The sequence below is a fragment of the Brevundimonas albigilva genome, assembly GCF_023503965.1.
Classification (GTDB): Bacteria; Pseudomonadota; Alphaproteobacteria; order Caulobacterales; family Caulobacteraceae; genus Brevundimonas; species Brevundimonas albigilva.
The window spans coordinates 3055483-3072351 of sequence record NZ_CP097298.1; the positions used below are offsets into that span (position 1 = coordinate 3055483).

Here is a 16869-nt window from a genome sequence, read left to right on the forward strand (position 1 = left end):
CGATCTTACTTTGACCTCCACCTCGCCCTTCGCTTCTTGCCACTAGGCGGCGGTCGCGGCCCGGATGTCAGTCCGTCGGTAGGTCAGGCGCTTGCCGACGCCACCCAGCACGGCGCGCAGCGCGCGCTCCTGATCCTCGCAGCCAGTGGCCGAGCGATTGGAATAACGGAAGTCGAACTCCGCCAGATAGCGGTGCAGGTGCTTCTTCGAGCAGTGCTGATAGACGCCCTTCATGCCGCGCTTGAAGATCGAGAAGTAGCCTTCGATGGTGTTGGTGTGGATGGTGCGGTCGTCGGTCGAGACGTATTCGTCCTGACCGTGGCGGACCATGCCGTGCTCCGCGAACTGACGACCGACCGCCAGATAGTGACCGGCTTCGTCGGTCATCAGGCGGGCTTCGCGGTGCAGGTTGTCCAGCACGATGGGGGCGATGGTGGCGGGGCGGATGTTGTCCACCACGACCGAACGGACTTGGCCAGTGGAGCGGTCCACCAGCGAGAGCACCTTCATCTTGTGGTGGAAGGCGCGCTTGACCGGCTTGCCGGGTTCGCGGCCGATGTAGGTTTCATCGACCTCAACAGCGCCGCCACCCTGACCGAAGGGAGCCAGATCACCAGAGCGCATGGCCTCGCGGATGCGGTGGGCCAGGAACCACGCGGTGTTGTACTGGACTTCGAGGGTGCGTTGCAGCTGTAGGGCGCTGATGCCCTTCTTCGAGGCGCACATCAGGTAGATCGCCTGTAGCCACTTGTGCATTTCGAGGTGGCTTTCCTCGAAGATCGTGCCCTTGCGAACGGTGAACTGGCCACGGCAGGCGCCGCACTTTTTGAGGCCGTGGCGAACCACGCCTTCCGGGTTCTTCTTCGAGGGCTTCGAGCGCACGTTCTTTAGGGCATAGGCCCGACCCACGACGCCGCAATGCGGGCACGTCGGCTCCGAACCCCAGATGATACCTTCGACGTAAGCGAAGGCAGCGGCTTCATCGTGGAAATAGGGCTTGGACAGAACGGACACGGCGGGTTTCTCCTTACCAGACCAACCTACCATTTCGTATGGGTTTGTCAAATACGGATACGCCTTTCATTTGGCTTCTGGCTCGGCGACCTGTGGGGATAGCGCCTCATGGTGGATGCTGAAGGCGCGCGCCAACCGCCAGCGCCCGTCGCCTTCCAGCCGCCACAGCACCGAGAACCGCGCCTGGCCGACCAGGCGTTCGGGGCCGTCGCCCTGGCGTTCATAGACGATGGCGGCCTTCCTCGACCGCGCCGACGCCGGGGATGGCGTAAACGCGCATCGTGCCGGGTACGAGTTCGCGCCGCGAATGATAGGCTTGCGGACCCGTCGCGGCTTCGCAAGCCTGGCGATAATCCTGGACGAAGGCGGTCCGCGTCGCCGTCAGGCCGCCCCGGTCGTGGTAGAATTCGAGATCCTCCGTCACCAGGTCCGACAGGGCCTGCGGATCGCAGCGGTCGAACATCACTGCGAAAAGGTCAGCGTCGCGCGCGGCGACGATCGTCGTCAGTTCGGCCGGATCGGGCAAGGCGGCGGGGCCGGTCGCGGATTGGCCCAGTGTCAGGACCGCGAGGGCGGATGTCAGCAGCATGGCGGGGCGTCCTTGTCGAACGGAATGTCGCACCGTGGTGCGGCCTGGCGACGCGGAAGTCGCGTGAAACTTTGTTCACCCGGCCTGCTCACGAAAGCCGTGACTGGACGCCGCTTCAAATCAGGCCATCATTCCCTATCTGAGAGCCAAGACGACTCCCCGATTACGGAATACGAATGCCCATTCAAAGGCCCGGTGAAACGGGCGGCGGCCAAGGCGCCGCCACCGTCACCGAAACCAAGCCGAAGCTTCAGAAGCCCTCGCTGTACCGGGTGCTGATCCTGAACGACGACTACACGCCGATGGAATTCGTCGTCTATGTGCTGGAGCGGTTCTTCCAGAAGAGCCGCGAGGAAGCCACCCGCATCATGCTGCATGTGCACCAGCATGGCGTCGGGGTGTGCGGCGTCTTCACCTACGAAGTCGCCGAGACCAAGGTCGCCCAGGTCATCGAGACCGCGCGCCGCCACCAGCATCCGCTGCAATGCACGATGGAAAAGGACTGAGAGGAGCCTCCCTATGCCTTCATTTTCCCGTCCTCTCGAAGAAACCCTGCACCGCGCGGTGGCCTACGCCAATGAGCGCCGGCACGAATACGCCACCCTTGAACACCTGCTGATGGCGCTGACGGACGACCCGACGCCTCAGCGGTCATGCGCGCCTGCAATGTCGAACTGACCGCCCTGAAGACGGCGCTGACCCTCTATGTCGACAACGACCTGGCCGCCCTGGCCACGGCCGACGGCGAGGACGCCAAGCCGACCGCCGGCTTCCAGCGCGTGATCCAGCGCGCGGTCATCCACGTCCAGTCCTCGGGCCGCGAGGAGGTGACGGGCGCCAATGTGCTGGTCGCCATCTTCTCCGAACGCGAGAGCCACGCCGCCTATTTCCTGCAGGAGCAGGACATGACGCGCTATGACGCGGTCAACTTCATCGCTCACGGCATCGCCAAGAAGGCGGGCGCCGGCGAAACCCGGCCCGCCAAGGGTTCGAGCCCCGAGGAGGCCGAGGACGCATCGGCCGTCAAGTCGGGCGGAGAGGCGCTGGAAGCCTATTGCGTCGACCTCAACGAGAAGTCGCGCCAGGGCAAGGTCGATCCGCTGATCGGCCGTCAGGCCGAGGTCGAGCGCTCGATCCAGATCCTGTGCCGCCGCACCAAGAACAACCCGCTGCTGGTCGGCGACCCCGGCGTCGGCAAGACCGCCATCGCCGAAGGCCTGGCGCGCAAGATCGTCAACGGCGACGTGCCGGACGTCCTGAAGGACGCGACCATCTACAGCCTGGACATGGGCGCGCTGCTAGCCGGCACCCGCTATCGCGGCGACTTCGAGGAGCGGCTGAAGCAGGTCGTCAAGGAACTGGAGAACCACGACAATGCTGTCCTGTTCATCGACGAGATCCATACGGTGATCGGCGCGGGCGCGACCTCGGGCGGAGCGATGGACGCCTCAAACCTGCTGAAGCCCGCCCTGGCGTCGGGGTCGCTGCGTTGCATGGGATCGACGACCTACAAGGAATATCGCCAGCACTTCGAGAAGGACCGCGCCCTGGTGCGTCGCTTCCAGAAGATCGACGTCAATGAGCCGACGGTCGAGGATTCGGTGAAGATCCTGAAGGGGCTGAAGACCTATTACGAGCAGCACCACAAGGTCCGCTACACCGACAGCGCCATCCGAACGGCGGTCGAACTGTCGGCCCGCTACATGACCGACCGGAAGCTGCCGGACAAGGCGATCGACGTGATCGACGAGGCCGGCGCCTCGCAGATGCTGGTGGTCGAATCCAAGCGCAAGAAGGTCATCGGCCAGAAGGAGGTCGAGGCCGTCATCGCCAAGATGGCGCGCATTCCGGCCAAGTCGGTCTCCAAGTCCGACACCGAGAGCCTGAAGGAACTGCAGACCGACCTGAATCGCGTCGTCTTCGGTCAGGAACAGGCGATCGAGCAGGTCTCGGCCGCGATGAAGCTGGCGCGGGCGGGTCTGCGCGATCCGAACAAGCCGATCGGCAGCTTCCTGTTCAGCGGCCCCACCGGCGTCGGCAAGACCGAGGTGGCCAAGCAGTTGGCCTCCACCCTCGGGATCGAGATGCAGCGGTTCGACATGTCGGAATACATGGAGCGCCACACCGTCAGCCGGCTGATCGGCGCGCCTCCGGGCTATGTCGGCCATGACCAAGGCGGGCTGCTGACCGACGCCGTGGACCAGCATCCGCACGCCGTCATCCTGCTGGACGAAATCGAGAAGGCGCACCCGGACGTCTACAACATCCTGTTGCAGGTGATGGACAACGGCATGCTGACCGACGCGGTCGGCAAGAAGGTCGATTTCAGGAACGTCATCCTGATCATGACCACCAACGCCGGCGCCGCCGACAACGCCCGCGCCTCCATCGGTTTCGGCCGGGGCAAGGTCGAGGGCGAGGACGACAAGGCCATCCAGCGCCTGTTCGCGCCGGAGTTCAGGAACCGCCTGGACGCCATCGTGGCCTTCAAGCCGCTGAGCGCCGAAACGATCCGCTCGGTCGTGACCAAGTTCGTGCTGCAGCTGGAAGCCCAGCTGGCGGACCGCAACATCACCATCGAGCTGACCGACGAGGCGGCCGACTGGCTGGCCAAGAACGGCTTCGACGAACTGTTGGGGCGCGCCCCTTGGCCCGGGTCATCCAGGACTCGATCAAGAAGCCGCTGGCCGACGACATCCTGTTCGGCCGTCTGACGCGCGGCGGACACGTCAAGGTCCAGCTGAAGGACGGCAAGATCGACTTCGACATCACGGGCCCCTCGGGCGCTCCGGCCAAGTCGGAAGAGGAAGAGACGGCCTGATCGGCGCCCGCCGATCCGAGATCGGGCCCGGGCGGCGACGCCCGGGCCTTTTTTCATGCGCGGCGCGCGACGCCGGGCCATAGTGCGCCGATGCGGTCACAGGCGGGGCAGGACGAAACGGCGGGGCGCGTGGGCGAGGCCGAAGCGCGCTTGGCGGCCGGCGACCTTCACGCCGGGTTCGAACTGCTGAAGGCGGCTCTGGCCGTGGACCAAAATCATCCGGGCGCGCTGGCCGCGATGGGGCTGTTCCTGGCCGCGCATGGCGACCCCGGCCAGGCGACCGAGGTTCTCAGCCGCGCCCTGGGGGGCGCCGAGACGCCGCAAGCGCGGGCGCGCGTGGCGCCGGCCCTGGCGCAGCTGCTGGCGGGCCTGACCCCCAGCCGCTGGCATCCGGTGCTGGACGCGGACCTGACGGCTCTGCTGGGCGAGTCCTCGGTCGATCCGCAGGTCCTGGCGCGCACGACCGCGCGTGTCCTGTTGCTGAAGACACCGAGGTTCGAAGAGACAGCCGAAGCCCTGGAGGCGCTGGGCGGCGACGCCCTGTGGATCGCCTTCCTGTCGCGGTGCCTGAACGTGGATGCGGCGATGGAGGCGCGCCTCGACGCCCTGCGCCACGCGCTGACGGCGACGCAGGGGCGGGGCGGCGAGGGCTGGCGCACGCTGGCGCAGGCCCTGGCCCTGAATGGCTATCTGGCGGAGCATCTGGACGACGAGCCAGAGGGGGTGGAAGATTCGGCGCCGGTTTCGCCCCTGTTCAGGTCGCCGCGCGCCGACGATGTGATGATGACCTGGCAAGGCCCCCTGACGGACCTGTTGGTGCGAAAGACCATTCAGGAGCCGGCGCGGGAAATGGGACTGGCGCAAGCCGTCGAGCGGCTGACGCCGGACACGGGCGACGACGTGTCCCAAGCCGTGCGGGCGCAATACGAGGGCAATCCCTATCCGCGCTGGGCCGCGCCGCCCCAACCGCCGCGCCGCGTCCTGTCGCAGGAAATCGAGGCGCTGCCCCGGCTGGACCAAGCGGCCTTCGCAAGGCGGGCGCGGACGGTTCTGGCGGCCGGCTGCGGCACGGGGTTCGAGCCGATCGACCTGGCCCGGACCGATCCCAGCCTGGCGATCACGGCCCTGGATCTGAGCCGCGCCAGCCTGGCCTATGGCGCGCGCGTGGCGGAGCAACTGGGCCTCGACCGTGTGCGGTTCGTGCAGGGCGACATCCTGGCGCTGGAGCCGGACATGGGGCCGTTCGATGTGGTCGTCAGCACCGGCGTCCTGCATCACATGGCGCGGCCGCAGGACGGTCTGGCGCGGCTGGCGGTGTGTGTTGCGCTCTGGCGGCGTGGTCCGGCTGGCGCTCTACAGCGAACGGGCGCGCGCTCCGATCCGGCGCGCCCATGCGCTGATCCGCGAGCGCGGCTGGACGGCGAGCGCGGCCGACATCCGCGCCTTTCGCGCCCATGTCCTGGCGCTGCCGAACGATGACCCGCTGGCGGCCCTCAGGACCAGCGAGGACTTCTATAGCCTGAGCGGCTGTCGCGATCTGGTCTTCCACGTGCAGGAGCACCGCTACACCCCGCCCCAGTTGGTCGAACTGTTGGCCCAGGCGGGGCTTCGACTGGTCGGCTTCGAGCCGCCGTTCCAGGCGCAGGCCGCGTTCCGGCAGGCCTTCTGGGCGGCCGATCCGCTGGACATGGAGCTGTGGGACCGGCTGGAGGCCGCCCAGCCGACCCTGTTCGCCGGCATGTATCAGCTGTGGGGTCAGAAGGCGTGAGACCCCTGGACCTCATGCCTTCTTGAACGGCGACTGGTCCTCGGTCAGGGCGGCGATCTCGGCCTCCACGGCCGGGCCTTCGCGCCTCAGATATTGCGCCACCGGGCCGCGCAGGGCGGTGTCGGCGATGAAGTGGGACGAATAGACGGGCGAGGGCAGATAGCCGCGGGCGATCTTGTGCTCGCCCTGGGCGCCGGCCTCGACGCGCGACAGGCCGCGCGAAATGGCGAATTCGATGGCTTGGTAGTAGCAAAGTTCGAAGTGGAGGAAGGGCACGTCCTCCAGCGTTCCCCACTGACGGCCGTAGAGGGCGTCGCGACCGATGAAGTTCAACGCCCCGGCGATGGGGGCGTCGTCGCGATAGGCCATGACCAGGGCGATGCGGTCCGCCAGGGTCTGGCCCACCATCGAGAAGAAGGCGCGCGTCAGATAGGGCCGCCCCCATTTGCGGTCGCCCGTGTCCATGTAGAAGGCGAAGAAGGCGTCCCAGGCGTCCTCGGTAAGGTCGGCGCCGGTCAGGATGCGGATGTCGAGCCCGGCCTGGGCGTCGCGCCGCTCGCGCCGGATGGTCTTGCGCCGGTTGGACGACAGGGCGCCCAGAAAGTCGTCGAAGGTCCGATAGCCGTCGTTGCGCCAGATGAACTGCATGTCCTGGCGCGCCAGCAGGCCCGCCTCGGTCATCGCCCGCCAGTCCGGCTCGGTCGGGAAGTTGACGTGCAGCGACGACACGCCCAGCCGCTCGGTCAGGGTCAGGGCGCCCTGGATCAGGGCCTGGCGCACGTTCGCAAGGTCGGCGTCCGGGTGGGCCAGGAAGCGCGGCCCGGTCGCGGGGGTGAAGGGCACCGCCCCCAGCAGTTTGGGATAGTAGCGGCCGCCGGCGCGTTCATAGGCGTCGGCCCAGCTGTGGTCGAAGACGTATTCGCCCTGGCTGTGGCCCTTCAGATAGAGGGGCATGACGCCCAGGACGGCGTCGTCCTCGCCCCTTAGCGCCAGGTGACGCGGTCCCCAGCCCTGGGACGGGACCGCGCTGCCCGACCCTTCGCAGGCGTGAAGGAAGGCGTAGGAAACGAAGGGATCGCCGGTCGGGTCCGCGCAGGCGTCCCACGCGGCCTGGCCGATGTCGGCGATCCCGTCGTGAACCGTGATCTGGAAGGTCAACGGATCTCCACGATTGCGTCGACCTCGACGGCGAAGCCCAGCGGCAGGCGATAGACGCCGACGGCCGAGCGGGCGTGCCGGCCGGCGTCGCCGAACACCTCGACCATCAGGTCCGAACAGCCGTTGATGACGGCCGGGATGGCGTCGAAGTCCGGCCCGGCCTGGACGAAGCCGCCCAGCTTGACCACGCGGACCACGCGTGACAGGTCGCCGTCGCAGGCGGTCTTGATCTGGGCCAGCAGGTTGATCCCGCACAGGCGCGCGGCGGCGTTGGCCTGTTCCGGCGTCACGTCGGCGCCGACCGTGCCCTTCACCCCGCCCGAGGCGTCGTTCGACAGCTGGCCCGAGATGTGGACCAGGCTCCCCGTCTGGACGAAGGGCACATAGTTGGCCACCGCCTTGGCGGGTTCCGGCAGGGTGATGCCAAGTTCGGCGATGCGGGCGTCGATGGTCATGGAATGCTCCTCTGATCTGGGCGGCGGTCTAGCCTGCGGCAAGCCCCGCGTCACCCGTCGCCGGCGCTTTAAGCGTTCGCCAACCGCATCATGCGATGATGCGGTCATGGATATGCAACCGTCTTCTCATCAGCCGGTGTTCGAGGGCGTCCTGGCCCGGTTGTCGCCCCAGGACCGCGCCCGCGTCGACGCCATGGCCGCACCCGCCGCAGCCAAGGCCGCGGAGGCCGCGTCCCACTGGGATTTCGAGATGCCGGCCAAGGCGGTGGACGCCGCCCTGGGTGCGGAAACCTCCGACGACGTGCGGCGCGGCCTGGTCGCCGCCTGGATGCTGCAGTTGCCCGGCCGCGTGACGGCGCTGGAGCTGCCGCCGGCGGTGACGGACCTCTACCCCTACTGGATCGAGCAGGTCGCGGGTTTCCTGGACAAGGCCGAAGGCGTCTACGACTTCGACCACTGGGCCAAGGACGTGCGCTTCTCGCTGGCGCTCAGCGTGCCAGGCGCCAAGAGCCAGGTGATCGACCTGTCTTCGCCGCTGGGGCCCAAGCAGATGCTGCAACACGCGCTGGACGGACGCGGGTTCGGGCCGCTGCTGCGCTATCTGGCGGCCGGGGCCAGGAAGGAACCCTGGCTGGAGGTGCACACCGAAAGCCGCTGGCTGCGCGGGTTCAACGAAGAGGGCTGGAACGAGGCCTGGGCCACGGCGGCCGAACTGTGCCGCGCGCGACCCGAACTGGCGGGCATGATCGGCTCCAGCTGGTTCTATGATCCGCCCCTGATCGAGATCAGCCCCCGCCTGGCCCACCTGCGCCTGAATCCGCTGAAGGGCGGGGCCTTCATGGTTCACCAGGGGCCGGGCGAAATCCACACCCTGCGCGCCGGCGCGGCCTCGGCCAGCCGCAAGGCGCTGATCGACAGCGGCGACTACACGGCCCGCTCGTGGCTGATGGTCTGGCCGCGCAAGGAACTGATCGCCTGGGCGGATCGGCGCAAGTCCGACGTCGCCTAGCGCGCCGCCCGCGCCCACGCCGCCCCGACCGGCAGGATGTCCAGCCCGGCGGCCTTGGCCAAGCCTATCAGCCGGTCGATGTCCTCCGGGCGGCAGCCGTAGGGGGTGGGACTGTCGCTGACGTCGTGGCCATAGGCGATCAGCCAGCCGTGGGCGTCGGCGGTGTCCTGAACCAGTTTCTCCAGGTCGTAACCGGGCAGGCGGCGGCTTTCGAGGCCGATGGCCTGGAGCAGATTGCGATCGGCGCGGCCGGCGTTGATCCCGTCGCGCACGCCGCGCCCGCAAAGGAAGCGGCGGTCGATCACCGGCTTGGCGCGCAGCGCGCAGTCCCCGAACGGATAGGCGAAGGTGCGCATCTCATGGCCGTCCAGCCGTTCGGCGACCCAGGCGGCGTTGCGGCCCAGGTCAGCCTCCAGTTCGGCGGGCGACAGGCCCAGGGTCGAGACGTGCCCATAGGTGTGGCAGCCGACCTCGTGACCGGCGGCGTGGAGGGTCTGGAGGTCCTCCACCTCGAACTGCGGCAGGTCCAGGTTGCGGCCCCCGACAGGCCGCCGCAGACATAGTAGGTGGCCTTGATCCCATGCTGGGCCAGGATCGGACCCGCCTCGGTCCAGGCGGAGCGGGGAATGTCGTCGAACGACAGGCTTAGCACGCCGCGCGGCGGGCGGATCGTCACGGGGCGGACGTCCAGGTAGCGGCCGGCGCGGCGGCGCATCTTGTCGATGAAGGCGCTCATGCCGGCCTTGTGCCACGTGCGGCCTTAAGGGCGGGTTTCAGACGCGGACCGGCTGGGCCACCGCGCCGCGCACGCCGAAGACCCGGCGATAGCGGTCGATCTCGCCCGGCTCGCCGACCGCCTTTTCCGGATTGTCCGACAGCTTGACGGCGGGACGGCCGCCCGCCTCGACCACCTTGCAGACCAGCGAGATCGGCTCCAGTTCCGGCGCCGGGGCGGGCGAGCAGTCGCGGAAGTCGTTGGTCAGATTGGTGCCCCAGCCGAAGCTGAGCCGGGCGCGGCCGTGGAAGCGCGCATGGACCGCCTCGATGGATTCGACATCCATGCCGTCCGAGAAGATCAGCAGCTTCTTGGCCGGATCGCGCCCGCGGCCCTTCCACCAGGCGATGAGCCGTTCGCCCGCCTCGATCGGCGGCGCGGAATCCGGGCGGAAGCCGGTCCAGTCGGCGACCCAGTCCGGCGCCTGGTCCAGGAAGGCCTCGGTGCCGAAGGCGTCGGGCAGGACGATCAGCAGATTTCCCGCGTAGTGGCGTCGCCATTCGTCCAGCACGGCGTAGGGCGTGGCCGCCAGGGCGTCGTCGTCGGGCGCCAGGGCCGCCATGACCATAGGCAGCTCATGGCCGTTGGTGCCGATGGCCTCCAGGTCGTTCTCCATCGCATGAAGCACGTTCGAGGTGCCGATGAAGGACCGCCCCAGCCCCTCCTGCAGCGCCTGGATGCACCAGCGCTGCCACAGGAAGCCGTGACGGCGCCGGGTGCCGAAGTCCGACAGGGCCAGGTCGGGCAGGGCGCGCAGCCGCTCCAGCTTGGACCACAGCCGGGTCTTGGCCCGCGAATAGAGGATGTCCAGTTCGAACCGGCCCAGCCGCCGCAGGCCCGCGCGGCATCGCAGCTCGTTCAGGATGGCGAGCGCTGGGATTTCCCACAACGTCACCTCGGTCCAGGGGCCTGAGAAGGTCAGCACATACTGGCCGTCCTCGATGCGCAGGTCGTAATCGGGAAGGCGATAATCGGCCAGCCAGGCCATGAAGTCCGGCGAGAAGATCTGCCTGACGCCATAGAAGCTGTTGCCGGCCAGCCAGACCAGTTCCTTGTTGGAGAAGCGCAGGGTGCGGGCGTGGTCCAGCTGTTCGCGCAGCGCGCCGACGTCGATGTCATCGGCCAACCGAACCGAGCGCGTACGGTTGATGACCTGGAAGGTGACCGGCACATCCCGATGTTCGCGCCAGATCAGCTGCAGCATCAGCAGCTTGTAGAAGTCGGTGTCCAGAAGACTGCGGACGATCGGGTCCAGGCGAAAGCCGTGGTCATAGGCGCGTTTGGCGAGATCCATCGGGCGACCCTATCAGTCCGAACCGGCCTTGTGGGCCTTCCAGTCGAACAGTTCCTCCAGCACCCGGATCGCCTGGCCGCGCGGGGACGCCAGGTCGGGATCGCGGTTCATCACCAAGCGGGCGTCGTCGGCCGCCGCCAGCATCAGGGCGCGTTGGCGGATCGGATCGGCGAAGCGATAGGCGGGAAAGCCGCTCTGTTTCAGGCCCAGCGGGTCGCCGCCGCCGCGCAGCCGGAAATCCTCCTCGGCGATGACGAAGCCGTCCTCGGTGCGGCGCAGGGTCTCCAGCCGCTCCTTGGCCGTTTCGCCGAGCGCGCCGTCCTGGCCGCCGTACAGCAGGATGCAGGCGCTGGCCTTGGCGCCGCGCCCGACCCGGCCGCGCAGCTGGTGCAACTGGGCCAGGCCGAAGCGGTCGGCGTGCTCGATCACCATGATGGAGGCGTTGGGCACGTCGACGCCGACCTCGACCACGGTGGTGGCGACCAGCACGGGCAGGCGGCCGTCGGCGAAGTCGGCCATGACGGCCTCGCGCTCGGCGCCGGGCATCTGGCCGTGCGCCAGGCCGACCTCCACGCCCAGCAGGCGGCGCAGGTCGTCGGCGCGATCGACGGCGGCGGCCAGGTCGACGGCCTCGGATTCCGCGACCAGCGGGCAGATCCAATAGGCCTGGGCGCCGCTTTCGACCGCCGCCTTGAGGCGCGCCGCCACTTCGCCGATGCGGGTCAGGGGCAGCACGGCTGTGGTCACCGGCGTGCGGCCGGGCGGCTTTTCGGTCAGGCGGCTGACCTCCAGCTCGCCATACTGGGTCAGCTCCAGCGTGCGCGGGATGGGGGTGGCCGACATGGTCAGCAGATGCACGGCGCCCAGGCGCGGATCGCCCTTGGCCTGAAGGCGCTGGCGTTCGCCGACGCCGAAGCGGTGCTGTTCGTCGATCACCGCCAGGGCCAGCCGGTCGAAGCGGACGGCGTCCTGGAACAGGGCGTGGGTGCCGATGGCGACCGGGGCCGCACCGGAAGCGAGGGCGGCCAGTTTCTCGCGCCGCTGGCCGTTCGTGTCGCGGCCGGTCAGCAGGACGGATGGCACGCCGGCGGCTTCCAGCAGCGGGCCCAGCTTCTCGAAATGCTGCCGGGCCAGGATTTCGGTCGGCGCCATCAGGGCCGACTGGAAGCCGCTGGCGGCCGCATCGGCCAGGGCCAGGGCCGCCACCGCCGTCTTGCCCGATCCGACGTCGCCCTGGAGCAGGCGGCCCATCTGCTTGCCGGACGCCAGGTCGCGACGGATTTCGGCGACCGCCTGGGCCTGGGCGTTCGTCAGTGCGAAGGGCAGGGCGGCCAATAGGTGGTCGGAGGCGGCGCCCGGCGCGATGACGGGGGCGGGCTTGATCTCTCGCGCCCGACGACGGCGGGCCAGGGCCAGCTGGTGGGCCAGGAACTCGTCATAGGCCAGGCGCTGGCGTACGGGGGCGTCGGGCGCCAGCTCGGCCTCGGTCGATGGCGAATGCAGGGCCTCCAGCGCCGCGCGCCAGCCGGGCCATTTCTGCTTGGCCAGCCAGGCGGGGTCCTGCCATTCCGCAAGGTCGGGCGCGGCGGGCAGGGCGGCCTGGACCAGCTTTCGCACCTGACGGGCCGTCAGCCCCTGCGTCGCGGGATAGACCGGCTCCGACATCGCCAGGTCGTCGGCCTTGTCCACCGCCACGATGTCGGGGTGGACGATCTGGACCTCGCCGTTGAAACGCTCGACCTTGCCGGACACCAGCCGCGTCTTCCCGCGCGGCAGCAGGCGGTCGATATGCTGGGGCGATCCGCCGAACCAGACCAGGTGGACGAAGCCGGTCTCGTCGGCGGCCCGGACTTTCAGAGGCGCGCCAGGGCGGCCCGGCGGAAACAGCCGGTCGATCGTCACCTGAAACACCCCGACCTCGCCCTCGGTCGCCGTGGCCGCCTGCATAGCTCGGCGGACGATCAGGCCCGCGGGCGCCAGGAAGACCAGGTCGCGCACCAGCGGCCCCGCCACCTTCTGCACCAGCGGCAGGACGCGCGGGCCGACGCCCTTCAGCGTGGCCACCTCGGCGAACAGCGGAAAGAGAATCGGCGGCCGCATGGGAGCGAGAACATAGCGGGACCGCGACGGGTGGCGAAGTCGCCTCAGGAACGCTATCTCCCGCGACCTGTTTGAAAGTCTGGACCGGGCAAGGATTCTTGTGACCGAAATCGACGCGCGCCCCGAAGGCGAAATCCCCTCCGACGAACGCAAGGCCCGGCTGGGCCGCATCCAGTTCCGCGCCTGGCGGCGGGGCTTTCGCGAGGCCGACATGGTGCTGGGGCCGTTCGCGGACGCCGTGGCGCCGACCATGAGTGACGAGGAACTGACGGCGTTCGAGGCGCTGCTGGACCAGGAAGACCAGTATCTCTACGGCTGGATCATCGAACGCGACCCCACGCCGGCCGAGTTCGACGGGCCGGTGATGGACAAGGTCCGCGCTTATATGCGCGCGCACGTGGCGGCGCAGGTCGGGCGGGGGATCGGCTGAATGGACGCCAAGGTCGAACACCGCGCCGACGCCGAACTGGGGGGCGCGCCCGAGGGACTGGACGCCCTGATCGTCGCCGAACGGCTGAAGGCGGCCGGCAAGGCCGGCGTCGGCCTTTTCGTGGCGCGGGATTATCAACGCGCCTCGGCCTTCATTCAGGCGTTCGGTTTTTTCTCGCAGGACGTTGAAGTCCTTGAATATCCGAACTGGGACTGTCTTCCCTACGACCGTCTGAGCCCCACGGCGGCGATCGGGGCGCAGCGCATGGCGACCCTGACGCGGCTGGCGGGCCGCAAGGCCGGCGACAAGCCCCTGCTGGTCGTCACGACCATCGCCGCGGCCATGCAGCGCACGCCGCCGAGATCGGTGACGACGGCTGCGGGCTTCGACGCTCGGGTCGGCCAGGATCTCGATATCGCGGCGCTGGAAGGTTACTTCGCCGCCAACGGCTATGTGCGGGCGTCGACCGTGTCCGAACGCGGCGAGTTCGCCGTGCGCGGCGGGGTGATCGACGTCTTCCCGCCGGGGTTCGAGGCGCCGGTGCGGCTGGACATGTTCGGCTCGGAACTGGAATCGATCCGCGCCTTCGATCCCGAGACCCAGCGATCGACCGGCCAGATGAAGGCGGTGTCCCTGGCGCCGGTGTCCGAGGTGCTGCTGGACAAGGACGCCATCTCGCGCTTCCGCACCGGCTATCTGAACCTGTTCGGCGCGCCGGGTGACGATCCGCTGTACGCCACCATCAGCGAGGGCGCGCGACGCCAGGGGATGGAGCAGTGGCTGCCGCTGTTCTACGACCAGCTGGACACGCTGTTCGACTATCTGCCCGATGCGGCCCAGCTGTATTTCGACAATCAGGTGGAGGCCGCGCGGGCCGAACGCTGGGACCTGATCGCCGACGCCCACGAGGCGCGCGCCGAGGCGGCCAAGACCAAGGGCAATGCGATCGCCAACCGCGCCCTGCCGCCGCAGAAGCTCTATCTGGACCAGGGCGACTGGAACCAGACGCTGGCCGGGCGCGACGTGCGCCGTTTCTCGCCGTTCGCAAGCGGCCGAGACGATGCGGGCGGGCGGCTGGGGCGAAGCTTCGCCGCCGAGCGGTCGCAGGACAGCGTCAATCTGTTCGGGGCGGTGGCCAAGCACGCCGAGGCGCTGAAGGCGGAAGGTCGCCGCGTGTTGTTCGCCAGCTGGACCGAGGGCTCGTCAGAGCGCCTGGCCGCCATGCTGAACGACCACGGACTGGAGCATGTCGTCGCCGTCCGCGAATGGAAGGACGTCCAGAACGCCCCCAAGGACGTGTACCTGCGCGGCGTCCTGTCGGTCGAGCACGGCTTCGTCACCGACGACCTGGCGGTGATCTCCGAGACCGACATCCTGGGCGACCGGCTGGCGCGCCCGCGCCGGAAACGTCGCGCGGCGAACTTCCTGGCGGAGGCCTCGGCCCTGACGACCGGCGACCTGGTCGTCCACGTCGATCACGGCATCGGGCGATACGAGGGATTGAAGACCCTGGACATCCAGTCGGCGCCGCACGACTGTCTGGAACTGTTCTATGCGGGTGAGAGCAAGCTCTATCTTCCCGTTGAAAACATTGATCTGTTGACCCGATACGGGTCGGATTCCGACGGCGTTCAGCTGGACCGGCTGGGCGGCGCGGGCTGGCAGGCGCGCAAGGCCAAGGCCAAGGAGCGGCTGCGCGCCATGGCCGAGGGCCTGATCGCCCTGGCCGCCAAGCGGGCCCTGCGCGAAACCGACGCCGTCACCCCGCCGCCGGGTCTGTTCGCCGAGTTCTGCGCCCGCTTTCCCTATGAGGAGACCGACGACCAGCTGAACGCCATCGGCGACGTGCTGGAGGACCTGGGCAAGGGCGTGCCCATGGATCGGCTGATCTGCGGCGACGTCGGCTTCGGCAAGACCGAGGTGGCGCTGCGGGCCGCCTTCGTCGTGGCCCTGTCGGGCCAGCAGGTGGCCATCGTCGCGCCCACGACCCTGCTGGCGCGTCAGCACTTCAAGACCTTCAAGGAACGTTTCGCCGGCTGGCCGGTCAATGTGCGCCAGCTGTCGCGCATGGTTCCGGCCAAGGAAGCCTCAGAGACGCGCGCCGGTCTGAAGGACGGCTCCATAGAGATCGTGGTCGGCACACACGCCGTCCTGTCCGAACAGGTCGGGTTCAAGAACCTGGGCCTGGTGATCGTGGACGAGGAGCAGCACTTCGGCGTCAAGCACAAGGAGAAGCTGAAGACGCTGCGGGCCGACGTCCATCTGCTGACCCTGACCGCCACGCCGATCCCGCGCACCCTGCAGATGGCCCTGACCGGCATTCGCGAGATGTCGATCATCGCCACCCCGCCGGTCGATCGTCTGGCGGTCCGCACCTATGTGACGCCGTGGGATCCGGTTCTGGTGCGCGAGGCCCTGCTGCGCGAAAAGTATCGCGGGGGACAGGCCTATTATGTCGCGCCGCGCCTGAAAGACCTGCCGGACATCGAGCGGTTCCTGCGCGAACAGGTCCCCGAGGTGAAGTTCGTCGTCGGCCACGGCCAGATGAGCGCGACCCAGCTGGAGGAGGTGATGAGCGCCTTCTACGACGGGGAATACGACGTGCTGGTCTCCACCACCATCGTCGAGAGCGGTCTGGACATTCCGACGGCCAACACCCTGGTCGTGCACCGCGCCGACATGTTCGGCCTGGCCCAGCTTTATCAGATCCGGGGCCGGGTCGGCCGCTCCAAGGCGCGGGCCTTCGCCTATCTGACCACCGATCCGGTCAAGCCGATGACCCCGTCCGCCGAGCGGCGGCTGCAGGTCCTGCAGTCGCTGGACAACCTGGGCGCCGGCTTCCAGCTGGCCAGCCACGACCTGGACCAGCGCGGCGGCGGCAATCTGCTGGGCGACGAACAGTCGGGCCACATCCGCGAGGTGGGCGTCGAACTGTACCAGCAGATGCTGGAGGACGCCGTCGCCGAGCTGAAGGAGAAGGGTGAGGGCGGCGCGGTCGACCGCGGCTGGTCGCCGGCGATCAATGTCGGTGCTTCCGTCCTGATTCCGGAAGATTACGTGCCGGACCTGAACGTTCGTCTCAGCCTCTATCGGCGCCTGTCGGACGCCGAGCAGAGCGAGGACCGCGAAGCCCTGGCCGCGGAACTGATCGACCGCTTCGGCCCCCTGCCGGACGAGGCGCGGCAGCTGTTGAAAATCGTCGGCATCAAGGCCAACTGCCGCCGGGCCAATATCGAGAAGATCGACATCGGGCCCAAGGGCGCGGTCCTGACGCTGCGCGACAACACCTTCCCCAATCCTGCGGGGCTGATCGGCCTGATCCAGAAGAACCACGCCTTCTGGAAGATCCGGCCGGATCAGAAGATCGTGGTGTCGGGCGAATGGCCCTCGGCCGAGGATCGACTGAAGGTCGCCGAACGGATCACCGCAGACCTGGCGCGCGTGGCGGCCGCCTGA

Annotated in this window: 13 protein-coding genes and 2 pseudogenes; 7 read left to right on the forward strand and 8 right to left on the reverse strand. The window is 68.5% G+C overall.

What is annotated here, in order from left to right:
• Nucleotides 1–42: 42 nt before the first annotated feature.
• Both MU852_RS16230 and MU852_RS16235 read right to left on the reverse strand, forming a co-directional pair.
• Entirely contained in the window at nt 43–1014 is a 972-nt protein-coding gene (locus MU852_RS16230) for an IS1595 family transposase (RefSeq protein ID WP_249750417.1), read from the reverse strand.
• Between the two features lie 220 nt (nt 1015–1234).
• Nucleotides 1235–1603: a DUF4440 domain-containing protein gene (locus MU852_RS16235; RefSeq protein ID WP_249750418.1), complete on the reverse strand. Its 369-nt coding sequence runs from the start codon at nt 1601–1603 to the stop codon at nt 1235–1237.
• 176 nt (nt 1604–1779) lie between these two features.
• Here MU852_RS16235 and clpS point away from each other — a divergent pair, with 176 nt between their 5' ends.
• The 4 genes and pseudogenes from clpS to MU852_RS16260 all read left to right on the forward strand — a co-directional run bounded on the left by clpS (nt 1780) and on the right by MU852_RS16260 (nt 6192).
• Nucleotides 1780–2109, forward strand: a complete 330-nt coding sequence (clpS, locus tag MU852_RS16240) for an ATP-dependent Clp protease adapter ClpS (RefSeq protein WP_201216272.1) — start codon at nt 1780–1782, stop codon at nt 2107–2109.
• A gap of 13 nt (nt 2110–2122) precedes the next feature.
• Nucleotides 2123–4424, forward strand: a pseudogene (gene clpA, locus MU852_RS16250) (ATP-dependent Clp protease ATP-binding subunit ClpA).
• A 129-nt stretch (nt 4425–4553) separates the two neighbouring features.
• Entirely contained in the window at nt 4554–5903 is a 1350-nt protein-coding gene (locus MU852_RS16255; protein WP_249750420.1) for a class I SAM-dependent methyltransferase, read from the forward strand.
• Nucleotides 5904–5973: 70 nt separating this feature from the next.
• The gene (locus MU852_RS16260) at nt 5974–6192 is read left to right on the forward strand and encodes a hypothetical protein (RefSeq protein WP_249750421.1); all 219 of its coding nucleotides are present in this window, start codon (nt 5974–5976) and stop codon (nt 6190–6192) included.
• Nucleotides 6193–6204: 12 nt separating this feature from the next.
• Here the strand turns inward: MU852_RS16260 and MU852_RS16265 are convergent, their stop codons facing one another.
• Nucleotides 6205–7350, reverse strand: coding sequence for a GNAT family N-acetyltransferase (locus MU852_RS16265; RefSeq protein ID WP_249750422.1), 1146 nt, complete (start codon nt 7348–7350; stop codon nt 6205–6207).
• Nucleotides 7347–7805, reverse strand: coding sequence for a RidA family protein (locus tag MU852_RS16270; protein WP_249750423.1), 459 nt, complete (start codon nt 7803–7805; stop codon nt 7347–7349). The genes MU852_RS16265 and MU852_RS16270 overlap by 4 nt, the downstream gene beginning before the upstream one ends.
• Before the next feature lie 106 nt (nt 7806–7911).
• On the opposite strand from MU852_RS16270, the gene MU852_RS16275 reads away from it, so the two are divergent.
• Complete coding sequence (locus tag MU852_RS16275) at nt 7912–8814, forward strand: hypothetical protein (protein WP_249750424.1); 903 nt, start codon at nt 7912–7914, stop codon at nt 8812–8814.
• Here MU852_RS16275 and MU852_RS16280 read toward each other — a convergent pair.
• From MU852_RS16280 to recG, 4 genes and pseudogenes are all read right to left on the reverse strand, one after another.
• Entirely contained in the window at nt 8811–9323 is a 513-nt protein-coding gene (locus MU852_RS16280; RefSeq protein ID WP_283843680.1) for a polysaccharide deacetylase family protein, read from the reverse strand. The two genes, MU852_RS16275 and MU852_RS16280, sit on opposite strands and share 4 nt — an antisense overlap.
• 89 nt (nt 9324–9412) lie before the next feature.
• Nucleotides 9413–9550: pseudogene (locus MU852_RS17590) on the reverse strand (polysaccharide deacetylase family protein); the annotation flags it as partial.
• A 37-nt stretch (nt 9551–9587) separates the two neighbouring features.
• Nucleotides 9588–10883: a nicotinate phosphoribosyltransferase gene (locus MU852_RS16285; RefSeq protein ID WP_249750425.1), complete on the reverse strand. Its 1296-nt coding sequence runs from the start codon at nt 10881–10883 to the stop codon at nt 9588–9590.
• A gap of 12 nt (nt 10884–10895) precedes the next feature.
• A complete protein-coding gene (gene recG / locus MU852_RS16290) occupies nt 10896–12983 on the reverse strand; it encodes an ATP-dependent DNA helicase RecG (protein WP_249750426.1) in 2088 nt (695 codons plus the stop codon).
• 100 nt (nt 12984–13083) lie between these two features.
• Between recG and MU852_RS16295 the strand changes: the two genes are divergently transcribed.
• Entirely contained in the window at nt 13084–13413 is a 330-nt protein-coding gene (locus tag MU852_RS16295) for an FAD assembly factor SdhE (protein WP_249750427.1), read from the forward strand.
• Complete coding sequence (mfd, locus tag MU852_RS16300; protein WP_249750428.1) at nt 13414–16869, forward strand: transcription-repair coupling factor; 3456 nt, start codon at nt 13414–13416, stop codon at nt 16867–16869.